Source organism: Roseixanthobacter psychrophilus, assembly GCF_043195195.1.
Classification (GTDB): domain Bacteria; phylum Pseudomonadota; class Alphaproteobacteria; order Rhizobiales; family Xanthobacteraceae; genus NCEH01.
Window position 1 is genome coordinate 140098 of record NZ_JBAFWT010000004.1, and the last position, 15176, is coordinate 155273.

Annotated in this window: 15 protein-coding genes; 13 read left to right on the forward strand and 2 right to left on the reverse strand. The window is 67.4% G+C overall.

Annotated features, from left to right (window positions below; translation table 11 throughout):
- Positions 1-126: 126 nt before the first annotated feature.
- Complete coding sequence (locus V5F77_RS06245; protein ID WP_429004475.1) at positions 127-1149, forward strand: c-type cytochrome; 1023 nt, start codon at positions 127-129, stop codon at positions 1147-1149.
- A 1-nt stretch (position 1150) separates the two neighbouring features.
- On the opposite strand, the gene V5F77_RS06250 is transcribed toward V5F77_RS06245, so the two are convergent.
- Positions 1151-1279, reverse strand: coding sequence for a hypothetical protein (locus V5F77_RS06250; RefSeq protein ID WP_429004476.1), 129 nt, complete (start codon positions 1277-1279; stop codon positions 1151-1153).
- 178 nt (positions 1280-1457) lie between these two features.
- On the opposite strand from V5F77_RS06250, the gene V5F77_RS06255 reads away from it, so the two are divergent.
- From V5F77_RS06255 to V5F77_RS06265, 3 genes are read left to right on the forward strand one after another with little or no spacing between them, the layout of a single operon-like run.
- Complete coding sequence (locus tag V5F77_RS06255) at positions 1458-2465, forward strand: ABC transporter substrate-binding protein (protein WP_429004477.1); 1008 nt, start codon at positions 1458-1460, stop codon at positions 2463-2465.
- Between the two features lie 2 nt (positions 2466-2467).
- Entirely contained in the window at positions 2468-3298 is an 831-nt protein-coding gene (locus V5F77_RS06260) for an ABC transporter ATP-binding protein (RefSeq protein WP_429004478.1), read from the forward strand.
- Positions 3291-4109 (forward strand): ABC transporter permease, encoded by an 819-nt coding sequence (locus V5F77_RS06265; RefSeq protein ID WP_429004479.1) that lies wholly within the window; start codon positions 3291-3293, stop codon positions 4107-4109. The genes V5F77_RS06260 and V5F77_RS06265 overlap by 8 nt, the downstream gene beginning before the upstream one ends.
- Before the next feature lie 7 nt (positions 4110-4116).
- On the opposite strand, the gene V5F77_RS06270 is transcribed toward V5F77_RS06265, so the two are convergent.
- Entirely contained in the window at positions 4117-6291 is a 2175-nt protein-coding gene (locus tag V5F77_RS06270) for a primosomal protein N' (RefSeq protein ID WP_429004480.1), read from the reverse strand.
- 161 nt (positions 6292-6452) lie between these two features.
- On the opposite strand from V5F77_RS06270, the gene obgE reads away from it, so the two are divergent.
- The 9 genes from obgE (at position 6453) to V5F77_RS06315 (ending at position 14934) form a co-directional block, all read left to right on the forward strand.
- Positions 6453-7487, forward strand: coding sequence for a GTPase ObgE (gene obgE / locus V5F77_RS06275; protein WP_429004481.1), 1035 nt, complete (start codon positions 6453-6455; stop codon positions 7485-7487).
- 43 nt (positions 7488-7530) lie between these two features.
- Positions 7531-7713 (forward strand): hypothetical protein, encoded by a 183-nt coding sequence (locus tag V5F77_RS06280; protein ID WP_394104124.1) that lies wholly within the window; start codon positions 7531-7533, stop codon positions 7711-7713.
- A gap of 154 nt (positions 7714-7867) precedes the next feature.
- Positions 7868-8998: a glutamate 5-kinase gene (gene proB, locus V5F77_RS06285; RefSeq protein WP_429004482.1), complete on the forward strand. Its 1131-nt coding sequence runs from the start codon at positions 7868-7870 to the stop codon at positions 8996-8998.
- 223 nt (positions 8999-9221) lie between these two features.
- A complete protein-coding gene (locus tag V5F77_RS06290) occupies positions 9222-10463 on the forward strand; it encodes a glutamate-5-semialdehyde dehydrogenase (protein WP_429004592.1) in 1242 nt (413 codons plus the stop codon).
- A gap of 5 nt (positions 10464-10468) precedes the next feature.
- Positions 10469-11161 (forward strand): nicotinate-nucleotide adenylyltransferase, encoded by a 693-nt coding sequence (locus tag V5F77_RS06295; protein WP_429004593.1) that lies wholly within the window; start codon positions 10469-10471, stop codon positions 11159-11161.
- A gap of 115 nt (positions 11162-11276) precedes the next feature.
- The gene (rsfS, locus tag V5F77_RS06300) at positions 11277-11654 is read left to right on the forward strand and encodes a ribosome silencing factor (protein ID WP_429004483.1); all 378 of its coding nucleotides are present in this window, start codon (positions 11277-11279) and stop codon (positions 11652-11654) included.
- Positions 11655-11690: 36 nt separating this feature from the next.
- A complete protein-coding gene (gene rlmH, locus V5F77_RS06305) occupies positions 11691-12173 on the forward strand; it encodes a 23S rRNA (pseudouridine(1915)-N(3))-methyltransferase RlmH (protein WP_429004484.1) in 483 nt (160 codons plus the stop codon).
- A gap of 92 nt (positions 12174-12265) precedes the next feature.
- On the forward strand, positions 12266-13588 hold the full coding sequence (locus V5F77_RS06310; RefSeq protein WP_429004485.1) for a murein hydrolase activator EnvC family protein: 1323 nt from the start codon (positions 12266-12268) through the stop codon (positions 13586-13588).
- Positions 13585-14934 (forward strand): S41 family peptidase, encoded by a 1350-nt coding sequence (locus tag V5F77_RS06315; RefSeq protein ID WP_429004486.1) that lies wholly within the window; start codon positions 13585-13587, stop codon positions 14932-14934. Before V5F77_RS06310 ends, V5F77_RS06315 begins: the two co-directional genes overlap by 4 nt.
- Positions 14935-15176: the final 242 nt, after the last annotated feature.

Here is a 15176-nt window from a genome sequence, read left to right on the forward strand (position 1 = left end):
CGGCCGCTCGCGCGGCCGTCCGGCTTTCGTTTCCGCACGCCTCCAGGGGGGCGCATGCCGAAACGAAGGCGGGCTTATAGCCGCGTTGGCCCGCAAACGCAATGAAGGCGGCCTCGGGAGGGGTTCATGGGTGGGGGCGGTTTCATAAGGGCGGCCTTGATCGCGGCCGGGCTGATCGCTGGGGCGGGGCCGGGATGGGCGCAAGGCGCGGCGCCGGCGGCGATGGGAGAGCGGATCACCGAATGGGATATTCCTGAGATCAGCACCTTGCCGGATGATGAATTCGGCCGGCTGGTGCGGTTCGGCCGCTCGGTGCTGGAAACAACTTATGCCCATGTCGGCCCGGCGGTCGCCGACCCCGCCCTGCGTTTCGCCGGCAACAACCTTGCCTGCGCGAACTGCCATCTCAATGACGGGCGCAAGAAGTTCGGCCTGCCGCTGGTCGCGGCCGCCGCCGATTATCCCGCCTATTCCGCCCGCACCGCGCGCGACCTCACGCTCGCCGACCGGGTGAACCAGTGCATGATCCGCTCCATGAACGGGCGCCCCATGCCGAGGGATGCGCGGCCCATGCAGGCGCTGCTGGCCTATCTCACGGTGCTGTCCACCAACATTCCCGATGATGCGAAGATCGCGGGCGGCGGCGGCGGCCATATGCCGGAGCTGGATCGCGCCGCCGATCCGGTGCGCGGCGCGGCCATTTTCCGCGCCCAATGTGCCGATTGCCACGGGGTCTCAGGGCAGGGCGTGCGGCGCAACGGGGCGGATGCCGCGCTCGGCTATGGCGTGCCGCCGCTGTGGGGACCGGACAGTTTCAATGATGGGGCGGGCATGAGCCGGCTCATGACCTTGGCGAATTTCGCCCATAACAACATGCCCAACGGCACCGATTGGCTGATGCCCCAATTGAAGGGGGAAGACGCCTGGGACGTGGCCGCCTTTGTCGAATCCCAATCCCGCCCGGCCCTTGCCGGCCTGGAGCGTGATTTCCCGGACCTGCTGGCGAAGCCGATCGACGCGCCTTATGGGCCCTATGCCGACGGCTTTTCCGCCGCCCAGCACAAATATGGACCCTACGGGCCGATCCGGGCGGAACTGGCCCGGCTGAAGGCGGAAAAGGGCAGCGTGCCCAATCCCAACCTCAAATAGCTCATTTCGGCAATGGCTCGGCGGAGCACGTCTTCGCCGGGGTCAGCTTGAACCAGTCGCCGCACTTGTCGCAGCCCGAGACGCCGAGGCCGAGGCCCACCACAAGGGCGATCTGAAGAAAACTGCGCATGGGGCGCTCCTCAATCCTGTGTCGCGGCGCACCATAAAGCAGGGCGCCCGGCTTTCAACCGCTTCCCCTGAGGAGGGGCGACGCTTTCATGACCATTTTTAAAATCAACTAAATCAATTGACTTTATATTATATAAAATTGAAGCTCCTCTCCGTTGGCTTTGCAGCGGAGAGGATTCATGCGCAGACGGGCTTTGTTGATGGTGGCGGCGGTCATGGTACCGGCCTTAGGGTTCGCTATGCCTGCCCCGGCACGGGCGGAAACCCAGCAATTGCGCATCGCGCAGCAGTTCGGCATCGCCTATCTGCCATTGATCGTCGTGAAGGAGCGCAAGCTCATCGAGAAGCATGCCGTGGCGAGCGGTTTGCCCGAAACGAAGGTGGAATGGCTGCGCCTCTCGGGCGCGGCGGCGATGAACGATTCCCTGATTTCCGGCGGTCTCGACTTCGCGACGGCCGGTATCGCGCCGGCGATCCTCACGTGGGACAAGACCCGCGGCAAGACGGACATCATCCTTATCGCCTCGCTCGGCTCAATGCCGAACGTGCTCACCACCAACAACCCCAACGTGAAGACGCTTCAGGACTTCACCGCGACAGACCGGATCGCGCTGCCGTCCGTGAAGGTGGGCTTCCAGCCCATCGTCTTACAGATCGCCGCTGAAAAAGCCTTCGGCAAATACGACAAGCTCGACGATCTCACCGTCAGCCTGCCTCACCCGGACGCGACCGCAGCAATCCTCTCCGGCACCGGTGGCATCACCGCGCACTTCACCGCGCCGCCGTTCGTGCAGCAGCAGTTGGAGAGCGGCAAAGTGCACGCGGTGCTGAACAGCTACGACGTGCTCGGCGGGCCGCACACCTTCAACGTTGTCTACGGGACGAAGAAATTCGCGGCCGACAATCCCAAGACCGTCGATGCCTTCGTCGCCGCCTTGGATGAGGCAAATGCCTGGATCAAGGCCAATCCGGAAGTGGCCGCCAAGCTCTACGTCACCGCCGAGCAGTCCAAGCTGGATCTGGCCCTCGTCGAGCGGATCATCCGCGATCCGCAGATCAATTTCACCACGGCGCCGGAGCGCGTCGACGTATTCACGGACTTTGAATATCGCATCGGCCTAATTAAGCAGAAGCCCGGATGGAAGGATCTCTTCCAGGCTGGCCTGCACGGCAAGAACGGGAGCTGAAGATGGCGACGCCGTCCGGCGCGTTCGCCGAAGCTCCGCGCGCATCCACGCCGATCCTGGCCGTCGATCGTGTCACCTTGCGTTATTCCGGCCAGACGGGCGACGTGACGGCGGTGGCGGATGTCTCCTTCTCCATCGGCCGTGGCGAGCGGCTGGCGCTGCTCGGCCCGTCGGGATGCGGTAAGTCCACCTTGCTGCGGGCGGTGGGCGGATTTCTGCGGCCGGCATCGGGAGAGATCCGCTTGCATGGCGTGCCGGTGCACGCCCCGGGGCCGGACCGCATGTTCGTGTTCCAGGAGTTTGACCAACTCCTGCCTTGGCGCACGGTCTGCGGCAATGTCGCTTTCGCAGTGCGTAAGGCCCGGGGCCTCTCGGCGGCGGCGGCGGCGGTGGTGGCACGCGACTGGATCGCCCGTGTCGGGCTCGGCACGTTCGCCGATGCCTTTCCGCACACGCTATCGGGCGGCATGAAGCAGCGCGTGGCGATTGCGCGGGCCTTCGCCGTGCAGCCGGCCATTCTGCTGATGGATGAGCCGTTCGCCGCCCTCGACGCGCTCTCGCGCCGACGTATGCAGGATGAATTGCTCGGCTTGTGCGACGAAACCGGCGCCACCGCTTTGTTTGTGACCCATGCCATCGACGAGGCGGTCCATGTGGGAACGCGCATCCTCGTCATGTCCCCCCATCCTGGCCGCATCTCGGCCGAATATCCGGTGCCCGAGGCAACGCGTCTGCGTGGCTCCGCCGCCTTCGGCGCCCTTGAGGCGGACATCCAGTCTCGGATCTTCTCCGGCCAATCGGTCTCGCCGGCGCAGGAGTTTGCCCATGTCTGAGCGCACGCTCGATCTTCCTGCCGTCCGCGCGGCCCGCCCGCTCGTCGTCGGCCCCGGCGCGCGGAAGGTGATCCTCCTGGTGCTTCTGGCGGCGGTTTGGGAGGCTTATGCCCGGTGGCTCGGCAATTCCCTGCTGATGCCGACCTTCAGCGATACCGTCCTGGCGCTGTGGACCGCGACGATTTCCGGCGAATTGCCGGACCGAATCGGCGCCTCGCTGACCGTTCTGGTCAGCGGATATGTCATCGGCATCGCGGCGGCGGCGACCATCACAGCGCTCGCGGCGCTCAACCGCTGGGGCGAGAGCCTGCTGGGCCTGCTCACATCCATGTTCAATCCGCTTCCCGCCATCGCCTTGCTGCCGATTGCGCTGCTGTGGTTCGGCATTGGTTCGGCCAGCCTGATCTTCGTCATCGTTCATGCGGTGCTGTGGCCGTTGGCGCTGGCCTGCCACGCCGGGTTCCGCGCGGTTCCACAGACCTTGCGCATGGCCGGGCGCAATATCGGCCTGTCGGGCCCGAGTTATGTGTTCGGCATCCTCATGCCCGCCGCCCTGCCGTCGATCCTCTCGGGCCTGAGGCTCGGCTGGGCGTTCGCTTGGCGCACATTGATCGCCGCCGAGATGGTGTTCGGCGCGAGCGCGCGCTCCGGCGGCCTCGGCTGGTTCATCTTCACCAATCGCGCGCAGCTCGAAACCGCCAATGTCTTTGCCGGGCTCCTGGCGGTGATCCTCATCGGCATCACGGTCGAGACCCTGATTTTTGCCACCTTGAACCGTGCCACGGTGCAGCGCTGGGGCCAGGAGGTCTGAGGCGCGATCACAGAAAGCTCAACGGGTCCACGTCGATGGCCACCCGCACGTTTCCCGTGGGCTTGGGTGCGCTCTCGCGCCAGCCCCTGAGATAAGCAGAGAGATCGAACGCGCGGGGCGCGCGCACCAGCAGCCGCCAGCGATGGCGCCCCCGCAGCAAGGCGAGCGGCGCCTCGGCGGGGCCGAGCACGCGCACGTCGGCATGCAAAGGCGCGCTCGCCGCGAGCCGCCGCGCATGGCCCTCGGCGGCATGGGCCTCGCTTGCCGAGACGATCAGGCTGGCCATGCGGCCGAACGGCGGCAGCAGGGCTTCCGCGCGCGCGGCGATTTCGCTTTCATAGAAGGCCGCCCGGTCGCCCAGCATCAAGGCCTTCATCACCGGATGCTCGGGCATGTGGGTCTGGATAAAGCCGCGCCCTTCGGTTGAGCCGCGTCCGGCGCGCCCGGCTACCTGATGGACGAGCTGGAAGGTGCGTTCCGCCGCGCGCGGGTCGCCGTGGCCAAGGCCCACATCGGCATCCACCACCCCCACCAAGGCGAGGCCGGGAAAATTGTGGCCCTTCGCCACCAATTGGGTGCCGACGATGATGTCCACCTCGCCCTTGGCCACCGCGTCCAGTTCCGCCCGCATGCGCTCGACGCCGCCCGACAGATCGCTGGACAGCACGAGGCTACGGGCGGCGGGAAACAGGGTCTGCACCTCTTCCTGCAGGCGCTCGACGCCGGGGCCGCAGGGAATGAGGCTGTCCTTGGCGTTGCAGGCCGGGCAGGTGTCTGGGATCGGCGCCTGATAGCCGCAATGATGGCAGGCGAGCCGGCGGCGGAAGCGATGTTCCACCAGCCAGGCCGAGCAGGAGGGGCAGCGCATGCGATGGCCGCACGACCGGCACATGGTGAGCGGGGCATAGCCGCGCCGGTTGAGGAACAGCAGCGCCTGACCGCCCGCCGCCATGGTGTCGTTGATCTCAGCTTCCAGGCGCGGGGCGATCCAGCGGCCGCGCGGCGGGCCTTCCTTGCGCAGATCGATGGGCGAGAGCCCCGGCACCTTGGCGCCGCCGAACCGCTCCGGCAGCGCGAGCCGCTGGTAGCGCCCGCGCCGGGCATTCACCTCGGTCTCGATGGACGGGGTCGCCGAGGCAAGCACGATGGCGGATTTCGCCAGCCGCGCGCGCACCACCGCCATGTCGCGGGCGTGATAGGCGACGCCGTCATCCTGCTTATAGGCCGGGTCGTGCTCCTCATCGACGATGGTCAGGCCGAGATCGCGGAACGGCAGGAACAAAGCCGATCGCGCGCCCGCCACCACGCTGACCTCGCCGCTCGCCACCCCGCGCAGCACCCGCGCCCGGCGTTTTGTGGAAACGCCGGAATGCCATTCCGCCGGCTTCACGCCGAACCTCTTGGTGAAACGGTCCATGAACGCCTGGGTGAGGGCGATTTCGGGGAGCAGGATGAGGGATTGCCGCCCCTCCATGATCGCCTGCGCCACCGCCTCGAAATAGACCTCGGTCTTGCCGGAGCCGGTGACGCCGTCCAGCAGATGCACGCTGAAGGCGCGGGCGGCGACGGCGGCGCGCAATGCTTGGGCGGCCGTCCCCTGCTCGGGCGACAATTCCGGCACCGCAAAAGAGGCATCGGGCGGATAAGCGGCGGGCTCGGGGGGAAGGACGAGGGTTTCGAGCGCGCCGTCATCCACCAGGCCATCCACCACGGAAGGGGACACCCCGGCCTCGCGCGCCGCCTCCACCTTGCCGCGCACGAAGCCGTCGGCGAGGAAGGCGATCAAGCGCGCGCGGGCGGCGGTCATGCGCTCCGGCGTGCGGCCGGTGGCGCGCACGCCCACCCGTTCGCGCATTGGCCCTGGGCTTTCGTCGTGGCGCAGCGCCATGCGCAGGACCATGCCGCGTGGGGCGAGGGTATAATCGGCGATCCAATCCACCAGTCGGCGCAATTCCTCCGGCAAGGGGAGGTGGTCGAGCCTGGCCTTGACGCTCTTAAGCTTGGCCTCGTTCACCCCCGCCGCATCGGTGCGCAGCGCCCAGACGCAGCCCACCATGCCGCGCGTGCCGAGCGGCACCTGCACGAGATCGCCCGGCGCGAGCGCGAGCCCATCCGGCACGGCATAGGAATAGGGGGTGTCGAGGCCGAGGGGGAGCAGGACATCGACGAGGCGCGCGGTCATGTTCGCTTTTTGGTCCGGCCCGGCGGAAAGGTCAAAGGGGGAGGGGAGAAGAGCCGCCGGGTGGCGGGGGATCCGCGCGCCGGCCCATCGAAACCACGAAAACATAGCATTCGCGCCGCGCCGGCCTTGCCTTCGCCATCACGCGCGGCTACCTGCAAGCCATGAAATTCCTCGATCTAGCCAAGATATATGTGCGCTCCGGTGATGGCGGGGCGGGGTGCGTCTCGTTCCGGCGCGAAAAGTTCATCGAATTCGGCGGCCCCAACGGCGGCGACGGCGGGCGCGGGGGCGATGTGTGGGTGGAGTGCGTGGACGGGCTCAACACCCTGATCGACTATCGCTACCAGCAGCATTTCAAGGCCAAGAAGGGCGAGCATGGCATGGGCGCCAACCGCACCGGCGCCAAGGGCGCCGACGTGGTGCTGCGGGTGCCGGCCGGAACCGAGATTCTGGACGATGACGAGGAAACCGTGCTCGCCGACCTCACCGAGGTGGGGCAGCGCATCCGTTTGCTCGGCGGCGGCAATGGCGGGTTCGGCAATGCCCAGTTCAAGACCTCCACCAACCAGGCGCCGCGCCGCGCGAATCCGGGCCTGGAAGGCCAGGAAAAGTGGATCTGGCTGCGCCTGAAGCTGATCGCCGACGCCGGTCTCATCGGCCTGCCCAATGCCGGCAAGTCCACCTTTCTGGCCGCGACCACCGCGGCCAAGCCGAAGATCGCCGATTATCCCTTCACCACTTTGCATCCCGGCCTCGGCGTGGTGCGGGTGGACGATCGCGAGTTCGTGCTCGCCGACATTCCCGGCCTGATCGAGGGCGCACACGAGGGGCACGGCATCGGCGACCGGTTCCTGGCCCATATCGAGCGCTGCCGCGCCTTACTGCATCTGGTGGACGGCACCTGCGAGCACGCCGGCAAGGCCTATAAGACCGTGCGGGCGGAGCTTGCCGCCTATGGTTCCGGCCTCGACGAAAAGCCGGAGATCGTCGCGCTCTCCAAGATCGACGCGCTCTCGCCCGAACTGCTGAAGCAGCAGAAGGAGCGGCTCCAGCGCGCGGCGAAGAAGAAGCCGCTTCTGCTTTCCGCCCAATCGGGCCAGGGCATGCAGGAGGCGCTGCGCACCCTGTTCCAGGTGGTGACCGACGGCCGCCTGGAAGAGGCCGAAGCCATGCCCAAGCCCGAGTGGCGGCCATGAGCATCGCTCGGGCCTTCGAGGGCACAACGCAGGGGAGCTGGTGATGGCGGGGGAACGCTTTGAACGCCATCGCCAGCCCTGGACCTCGGAAGAGATCCAGAAGCTTCATGCCTGCGCGAAAAAGGGCATGTCGCTGAAGGGCATCGCCCAGGCGCTCACGCGCAGCGAGGAATCGGTGAAGATCCGCGCCAAGGCCGATGGCTTGACCATCGCCAAGCTGCGCTGACCCCTTCGGGCACCTCGTGGCGTGGCGCCGCGCGGTGGGGCCGGCGGTTGGCGGCTCTGGTCGGGGGCGTCGGCTTTTGTTATCCCACCGCTTCCCGCATGCGCCGCGGGACGGGTAGCCCCGTCCGCGCGTGACCAGATGAAGACCTGATCCCGTGACCTCTGCCGCTCCCTCCCTCGCCGATTTCCGCCGCATCGTCATCAAGGTGGGCTCGGCCCTGCTGGTGGATTCCGCGCGCGGAAAAGTCCGCCTGCCGTGGCTCACCTCGCTCGCCGAGGACATCGGCGCGCTGCATGCCGAGGGCAAGGACGTGCTGGTGGTCTCCTCGGGCGCGATAGCGCTCGGGCGCACGGTGCTCGGCCTGCCGCGCGGCGCCTTGAAGCTGGAGGACAGCCAGGCCGCCGCCGCCGTGGGGCAGATCGCGCTCGCCCGCACCTGGTCGGAAATCCTTGCCCATGAAAACGTCACCGCCGGGCAGATCCTGCTGACGTTGGGCGATACCGAGGAGCGGCGGCGCTATCTCAATGCCCGCTCCACCTTGGGGCGGCTGCTGGAATACCGCGCGGTGCCGGTCATCAACGAGAATGACACGGTGGCCACGAGCGAAATCCGCTATGGCGACAATGACCGCCTGGCGGCGCGCGTCGCCACCATGGCCAGCGCGGATCTGCTGATCCTGCTGTCCGACATTGACGGCCTCTATACCGCTCCGCCGGCCCATAATCCCGACGCGCGCCATATCGCCGTGGTGCCGCGCATCACCGCCGAAATCGAGGGCATGGCCGGGGCGGCGGGTTCGGAGCTGTCGCGCGGCGGCATGCGCACCAAGATCGAGGCCGGCAAGATCGCGACCGCTGCCGGCACCCATATGGTGATCGCCTCCGGCCATGTGAAAAATCCGCTGCGGGCGATCCTCGACGGCGGGCGCTGCACCTGGTTCCTCAGCGGCGCGACCCCGGCGCGGGCGCGCAAGGCCTGGATCGGCGGCGCGCTGGAACCGCGCGGCATCCTGCATCTGGACGAGGGGGCGGTGGCCGCCCTGCGGCGCGGCGCCAGCCTGTTGCCGGCCGGCGTCACGCGGGTGGAAGGCTTGTTCGAGCGGGGCGACGCGGTGCTGCTGCGCGGCCCGGATGGCGGCGAGATCGGGCGTGGGCTGGTGGCCTATGACAGCGACCATGCCGAGCGCATCATCGGCCGCGCCAGCGCCGAGATCGAGACCATTCTCGGTTTCCAGGGCCGCCTGGAACTGGTCCATCGCGACGACATGGCGGTGGGCGCGGAATAGGCTACCGGAGGGAACGTGGCTGCGCTATGCGTGGGGCCGATCCGCACGAAGCGCGGTTGCGCTGCTTCCACGCACGCGCCACCTGATGGTAAGACTTGAAGACGCCTCGCTTTTTTGCGACCGCCCGATCAGAGAGAGTGCCATGTCCACGTCCAGCGCCGCCCGAATGAACGCCCCCGCGATCGCCGATCGCGCGGTGCCGCCGTCGGACATTGCCGGCACCATGCTGGAGATGGGCAAGCGCGCCCGCACCGCCGCACGCCTGCTCGCCGTGGCCGATGCGGATGTGAAATCCCAGGCGCTGCGCGCCGCCGCACGCGCCATTCGCGCCGCGACGGGGGAAATTCTTGCCGCCAATGCGGACGATCTGGTGCGCGCGCGCGCCGATGGCATGTCGGCCGCGTTCCAGGATCGCCTCGCCCTCTCCGACGCCCGGATCGAGGCGATCGCCGCCGGCATCGAGGCAGTGGCCGCTTTGCCCGATCCCGTGGGCGCGGTGACCGAAAGCTGGACCCGGCCCAACGGCCTGATCATCGAGCGCGTGCGCACGCCCTTGGGCGTGATCGGCGTGATCTATGAAAGCCGGCCCAATGTGACGGCGGACGCGGCCGCGCTGTGCATTCGTGCCGGCAATGCGGTGGTGCTGCGCGGCGGCTCCGACAGCCTCGGATCCAGCGGCGCCATTCATAAGGCGTTTGTCGCGGGCCTCGCGCAGGCTGGGTTGCCGGCGGATGCGGTGCAGTTCGTGCCGTTCGCCGACCGGGGCGCCGTGGGCGAAATGCTCAAGGGCCTCGGTGGAAACCTCGACGTGATCGTGCCGCGCGGCGGCAAGGGGCTGGTGGCGCGGGTGCAGAGCGAGGCGCGGGTCCCCGTGTTCGCCCATCTCGACGGCATCGTCCATGTCTATGTCCACGCCCCGGCCGATCTCGCCATGGCGAAAAGCGTGCTGCTGAATGCCAAGATGCGCCGCACCGGCATTTGCGGCGCCGCCGAGACGCTGCTGGTGGACGAAGCGAGCGCGCCGACCCATCTCAAGCCCCTGGTTGAAATGCTGCTCGACGCCGGCTGCGAAGTGCGCGGCGATGCGGCGGCGCAGGCGACCGATGCGCGCGTTTTGCCGGCTAATGACGCCGATTGGGACACGGAATACGAGGATGCCATCATCTCGGTGAAGGTGGTGGCGGACCTCGATGCAGCCATTGCCCATGTGGAGGGACACGGCTCGCACCACACCGATTCCATCATCACCGAGGACAAAGCGGCCGCCCGACAGTTCCTGGCCGAAGTGGATTCGGCCATCGTGATGCACAATGCCTCCACCCAGTTCGCCGACGGCGGGGAATTCGGCTTCGGCGCCGAGATCGGCATCGCCACCGGGCGCATGCATGCGCGCGGGCCGGTGGGGGCGGAGCAGCTCACCTCGTTCAAATATCGGGTGCACGGGGCCGGGCAGACCCGTCCGTGACCTGCATGCCCGGCGCGCGCGCCCCGCACGATCCGCTGGTGGCGCCCCTGAGCGAGAGCGCCGCCACGCGCCTGCCGCTGACGTCGGCGGGCATGCGCATCGGCCTGTTCGGCGGCAGCTTCAATCCCGCCCATGCGGCGCACCGCGCCGCCAGCCTGCTGGCGCTGCGGCGGCTCGGGCTGGACCGGGTCTGGTGGCTGGTGACCCCCGGCAACCCCTTGAAGGACAACCGCAACCTGCCATCCCTGGCGCAGCGGGTGGTGTTCGCGCGTGAGGTTGCCCATCACCCGCTGATCGACGTGACCGGGGTCGAGGCGCGGCTCGGCACGCGCTATAGCTACGAGACCGTCGCGGCGCTGCGGGCGCGCCTGCCGCAGGTGCGGTTCGTGTGGCTGATGGGGGCGGACAATCTCGCCCATTTCAGCCGCTGGCAGCGCTGGCGGGATCTGGCCGGGCAGGTGCCCATCGCCGTGGTGGACCGGATGGGCGACAGCCTCGCCGCCACGGCCTCGCTCGGCGCCCAGGCGCTCGGGCGATTCCGGATCGACGAGAGCGACGCGGCGATCCTGCCCACCCTCAAGCCGCCCGCCTGGGTATTCCTCCATGGGATGAAATCCCCCATTTCCTCAACGGGAATTCGCGCCGCACAAGGGGAGGCGGCATGGCCCGCGCGTGGGGCCTCCGGCCACAAGTCTTGATTTTTCGTTGATTTGCGTGCATTTTGCTGTGGTAGCCTCAGGGTTCGGCATCGCCAGCCCCAGGAGTCTGCGTTAATTTTCGAGAGGATTTGGACCACTGTCCACGACGGCTCTCATGGCGGCCGCCCCCAACCCGGCGCCCGCATCGATTTCCGAAGCGCCTGACGCTGAGGAAGTCCTCGCCCTCGTTACCGCCCAGCTGGACGACGACAAGTCGGAAGACATCGTCTCCATCGATCTGCGGGGCAAAACAGCGATCGCCGATTACATGGTGGTGGCGTCCGGCCGTTCGCAGCGGCATGTGGGCGGCATTTCCGAGCATCTCATTGAGGCGCTCAAGGCGGCCGGTGTGCGCGAAGTCCGCGTCGAAGGCCAGCCGGCCTGCGATTGGGTGCTCATCGACGCCGGGGACGTGATCATTCACGTCTTCCAGCCCGAGGTTCGCAGCTTCTATTCCATTGAGAAGATGTGGTCCGGGACCGCGCGCGCCTGATGGCGCGCGGCGTTTCCTATTCGGGCTGAGCGCGCGGTGCGCATTCTGCTGGTATGCATCGGCCGGCTGAAAGCCGGGGCCGAACGAGATCTTGTGACACGCTATTTCGAGCGGGCGCGCGCCAGCGGCCGCGCGCTCGGGCTCACTGGCTTCGAAACCCTCGAATTTGCCGAATCCGCCGCGCGTCGCGCGGAAGATCGCATGGCCGAGGAAGGCGCGACCCTGCTTGCCGCGATTCCCGCCGGCGCGATCCTCGTCGCCTTGGATCCGCGCGGCCGCGCCCTCTCCAGCGAAGATTTTTCCACCCGCATCCAGCTGGACCGAGACGCCGGCGCGTCCGCTTTCTGCCTGGTCATCGGCGGCGCGGATGGCCTGTCGGATGCGGTGCGCGCCCGCGCCGGCCTGATGCTGGCGTTCGGGGCGGCGACCTTTCCCCATCAATTGGTGCGCGTCATGCTGGCCGAGCAGCTCTATCGCGCCACCACGATTCTGTCGGGCCATCCCTATCATCGGGCCTGACGGGCGCGGCGTCGCGCCAAGCCCGCTGTGCCAAGGGCAAAGCTGTGCGATGGTTTACACATCCTCAACTCCACGCGGTTAAGTCTGCGTTCATGGTATTTCGCGCCCGGCCCTTCCTCTTCGTGGTGGCGATCGGCTTCGCGCTCGCGCAAGCCGGGATTGCGCGCGGCCAGTCGGCGGCGCCCGCTCCCCCGGTGCCGGTCCCCCGGCCAACGCGCGCCGCACCCGCCACGGATACCGAGGCGCTGCAGAACGAGCTGAAGCGCAACGCGGCCTTCCAGGCCCAGCTTCAGGCGGATCTCGCCAGCGCCACCGGCGACCGGGGCAAGCTCTCGCAGATGCTGGTGGAGACCACGACGCACATTCGCGACGTCGAACAGCAACTGACCGATGTCGAACGCCGCATGACCGAATTGGACCGCAGCCGCGCCACGCTTGCCGCCTCCCTGCTGAGCCGGCGCGAAGTGCTCGCGGACGTGCTGGCCGCTCTGGTGCGGATGGGTCGCAATCCGCCGCCCGCGCTTCTCATGCGTCCGGACGATGCGCTCGATGCGGTGCGCTCCGCGATCCTGCTCGGCGCCCTGCTGCCGGAAATGCGGGTGGAGGCGGAGACGCTCGCCGCCGACTTCGCCGAGCTGAACCGCGTGCGGGTCGAGTTGACGACCGCCCGGGACACGCTGAACACGCTGCGCACCTCGCTCGGGGAGGATCGCGCCCGCATTGCCGCTCTCGTCACCGAGCGCCAAAGGCGCCAGGCGGAAAATAATACCACGCAGACTGCGGACAAGGCTCAGGCTGATTCGCTGGCCAAGGCCAGCGGCGACGTGCACGATCTCGTGACCCGGCTTGAAACGGAGGTCGCGCCCGCCGCGCGCGCCGCCGATGCGGCCCGCAGCGCACCGGCCGATTCCCCTGCGGCAGGAGGGGTGGGCAAGACCCAGGTGGCGGCCTTGTCAAATCCAGCGCGGCTGTCGCCCGCCATCGCCTTTACCGAGGCCAAAGGCTTGCTGCCATTGCCGGTTGCTGGCGTCCGGCTGCGCGATTTCGGCACCTCGGACGGGCTCGGCGGCACGGAAAAGGGCATCACCATCGGCACGCGGGCGGGCGCGCAAGTGGCGGCGCCAAGCGACGGCTGGGTGGTTTATGCCGGGCCTTTCCGCTCCTATGGTCAACTCTTGATCATAAATGCGGGCGGGGGCTACCATATTCTCATGGCGGGAATGGAGCGCATCACCGTGGACCTCGGGCAGTTCGTTCTGACCGGAGAACCCGTGGCGGTGATGGGAAACGGCCCCAAGGCGGCAAATGCGGCCTCGGGACAGCCCCATTTATATGTCGAATTCCGGAAAGACGGAAATTCAATCGATCCCGCCCCCTGGTGGGCGGCAACGGACAGTCAGAAGGTGCGCGGATGATGCGTCGTACGTCTCTATTTCTCTTTGGCGTTGCGGCCGGCGCCCTTGTGGCCGTCGCGGCGACCCAGCCGGGTCTGCTGTCCAGCATGACCGCGCAGGCCGCCTCGTCCGACACCTACCGGCAGCTCAACCTGTTCGGCGACGTGTTCGAGCGCGTGCGGTCGGATTATGTCGAGAAGCCCGATGACGCCAAGCTGGTGGAAACCGCCATCAACGGCATGCTTCAGGGCCTCGATCCGCACTCCTCCTACATGGACGCGAAGAGCTTCCGCGACATGCAGGTGCAGACCCGCGGCGAATTCGGCGGCCTCGGCATCGAGGTCACCATGGAAGACGGCCTCGTGAAGGTCATCGCGCCGATCGACGACACCCCGGCGGCCAAGGCCGGCGTTCAGGCCGGCGACATCATCACCAAGCTCGACGACGACCAGGTGCAGGGCCTGACCCTGAATCAGGCGGTGGAGAAGATGCGCGGCGCGGTCAACACGCCGATCCGCCTGACCATCGCCCGCAAGGGCCAGGACAAGCCGATCGAGATCAAGGTGGTTCGCGACAACATCAAGATCCGTGCCGTGCGCTCGCGTGTGGAGAATGGCGATATCGCCTATCTGCGCATCACCTCGTTCAACGAGCAGACCTTCGACAATCTGAAGAAGGCCATCGAGGACACCACCGCCCAGATTGGCCCCGACAAGATCAAGGGCTATATCGTCGACCTGCGCAACAATCCCGGCGGTCTCCTGGATCAGGCGATCGCCGTGTCGGATGCGTTCCTGGACAAGGGCGAGATTGTCTCCACCCGCGGCCGCAATGCGGACGAGACTCAGCGCTTCAATGCCCGCGGCGGTGACCTCACCAAGGGCAAGCCGGTGATCGTGCTGACCAACGGTGGCTCGGCCTCGGCCTCGGAAATCGTCGCCGGCGCCCTGCAGGACCACAAGCGCGCGACCATTCTCGGCTCGCGCACGTTCGGCAAGGGCTCGGTGCAGACCATCATCCCGCTCGGCGGCAACGGCGCGCTGCGGCTCACCACGGCGCGCTATTACACGCCGTCGGGCCGCTCGATCCAGGCCAAGGGCATCGAGCCGGACATCATCCTGGTCCAGGACCTGCCGGACGACCAGAAGGCGAAGCTCGGGGCCGCCGCCGGCGACACGACGCGCGGCGAGGCCTCGCTGAAGGGCCACCTGAAGAACGGCGACGACGAGCAGGCGGGTTCGCCCTCCTACGTTCCGGCCGATCCCAAGGACGATACGCAGCTGAAGATGGCGGAGGAACTGCTGGAAGGCACCATCAAGAACGCCGCCTTCCCGCCGAATCCCAACAAGACGACCTCGGCGAACTGAATCAGAAGCTGAGGTTCGTCGCCTAAGCATGCGACCCGCCGGTGAATCCGGCGGGTCTTTTTTTGCCGGAAAAATAGTGTTGCCGGTTTCCGGGGGAAAGCCCGCGCCGAAGGTCGCCCTTGTCACGTTTTTTGGGCAAAGCGACGGCGCAAAAGGAAAATTTCTGCCCTTAGGGCATGGAATTGCGCGCTAATCCGGGGTGCGGTGCGTCAATGCGGCACTGTGCCCTTCACTCGGTCGTG

Bases quoted from the DNA above. Each gene is read 5' to 3' on its own strand.
- V5F77_RS06245 (WP_429004475.1), top strand. From the start codon at position 127: ATGGGTGGGGGCGGTTTCATAAGGGCGGCCTTGATCGCGGCCGGGCTG.
- V5F77_RS06250 (WP_429004476.1), bottom strand. From the start codon at position 1,279: ATGCGCAGTTTTCTTCAGATCGCCCTTGTGGTGGGCCTCGGCCTCGGC.
- V5F77_RS06255 (WP_429004477.1), top strand. From the start codon at position 1,458: ATGCGCAGACGGGCTTTGTTGATGGTGGCGGCGGTCATGGTACCGGCC.
- V5F77_RS06260 (WP_429004478.1), top strand. From the start codon at position 2,468: ATGGCGACGCCGTCCGGCGCGTTCGCCGAAGCTCCGCGCGCATCCACG.
- V5F77_RS06265 (WP_429004479.1), top strand. From the start codon at position 3,291: ATGTCTGAGCGCACGCTCGATCTTCCTGCCGTCCGCGCGGCCCGCCCG.
- V5F77_RS06270 (WP_429004480.1), bottom strand. From the start codon at position 6,291: ATGACCGCGCGCCTCGTCGATGTCCTGCTCCCCCTCGGCCTCGACACC.
- obgE (WP_429004481.1), top strand. From the start codon at position 6,453: ATGAAATTCCTCGATCTAGCCAAGATATATGTGCGCTCCGGTGATGGC.
- V5F77_RS06280 (WP_394104124.1), top strand. From the start codon at position 7,531: ATGGCGGGGGAACGCTTTGAACGCCATCGCCAGCCCTGGACCTCGGAA.
- V5F77_RS06290 (WP_429004592.1), top strand. From the start codon at position 9,222: ATGCTGGAGATGGGCAAGCGCGCCCGCACCGCCGCACGCCTGCTCGCC.
- V5F77_RS06295 (WP_429004593.1), top strand. From the start codon at position 10,469: ATGCCCGGCGCGCGCGCCCCGCACGATCCGCTGGTGGCGCCCCTGAGC.
- rsfS (WP_429004483.1), top strand. From the start codon at position 11,277: ATGGCGGCCGCCCCCAACCCGGCGCCCGCATCGATTTCCGAAGCGCCT.
- V5F77_RS06310 (WP_429004485.1), top strand. From the start codon at position 12,266: ATGGTATTTCGCGCCCGGCCCTTCCTCTTCGTGGTGGCGATCGGCTTC.
- V5F77_RS06315 (WP_429004486.1), top strand. From the start codon at position 13,585: ATGATGCGTCGTACGTCTCTATTTCTCTTTGGCGTTGCGGCCGGCGCC.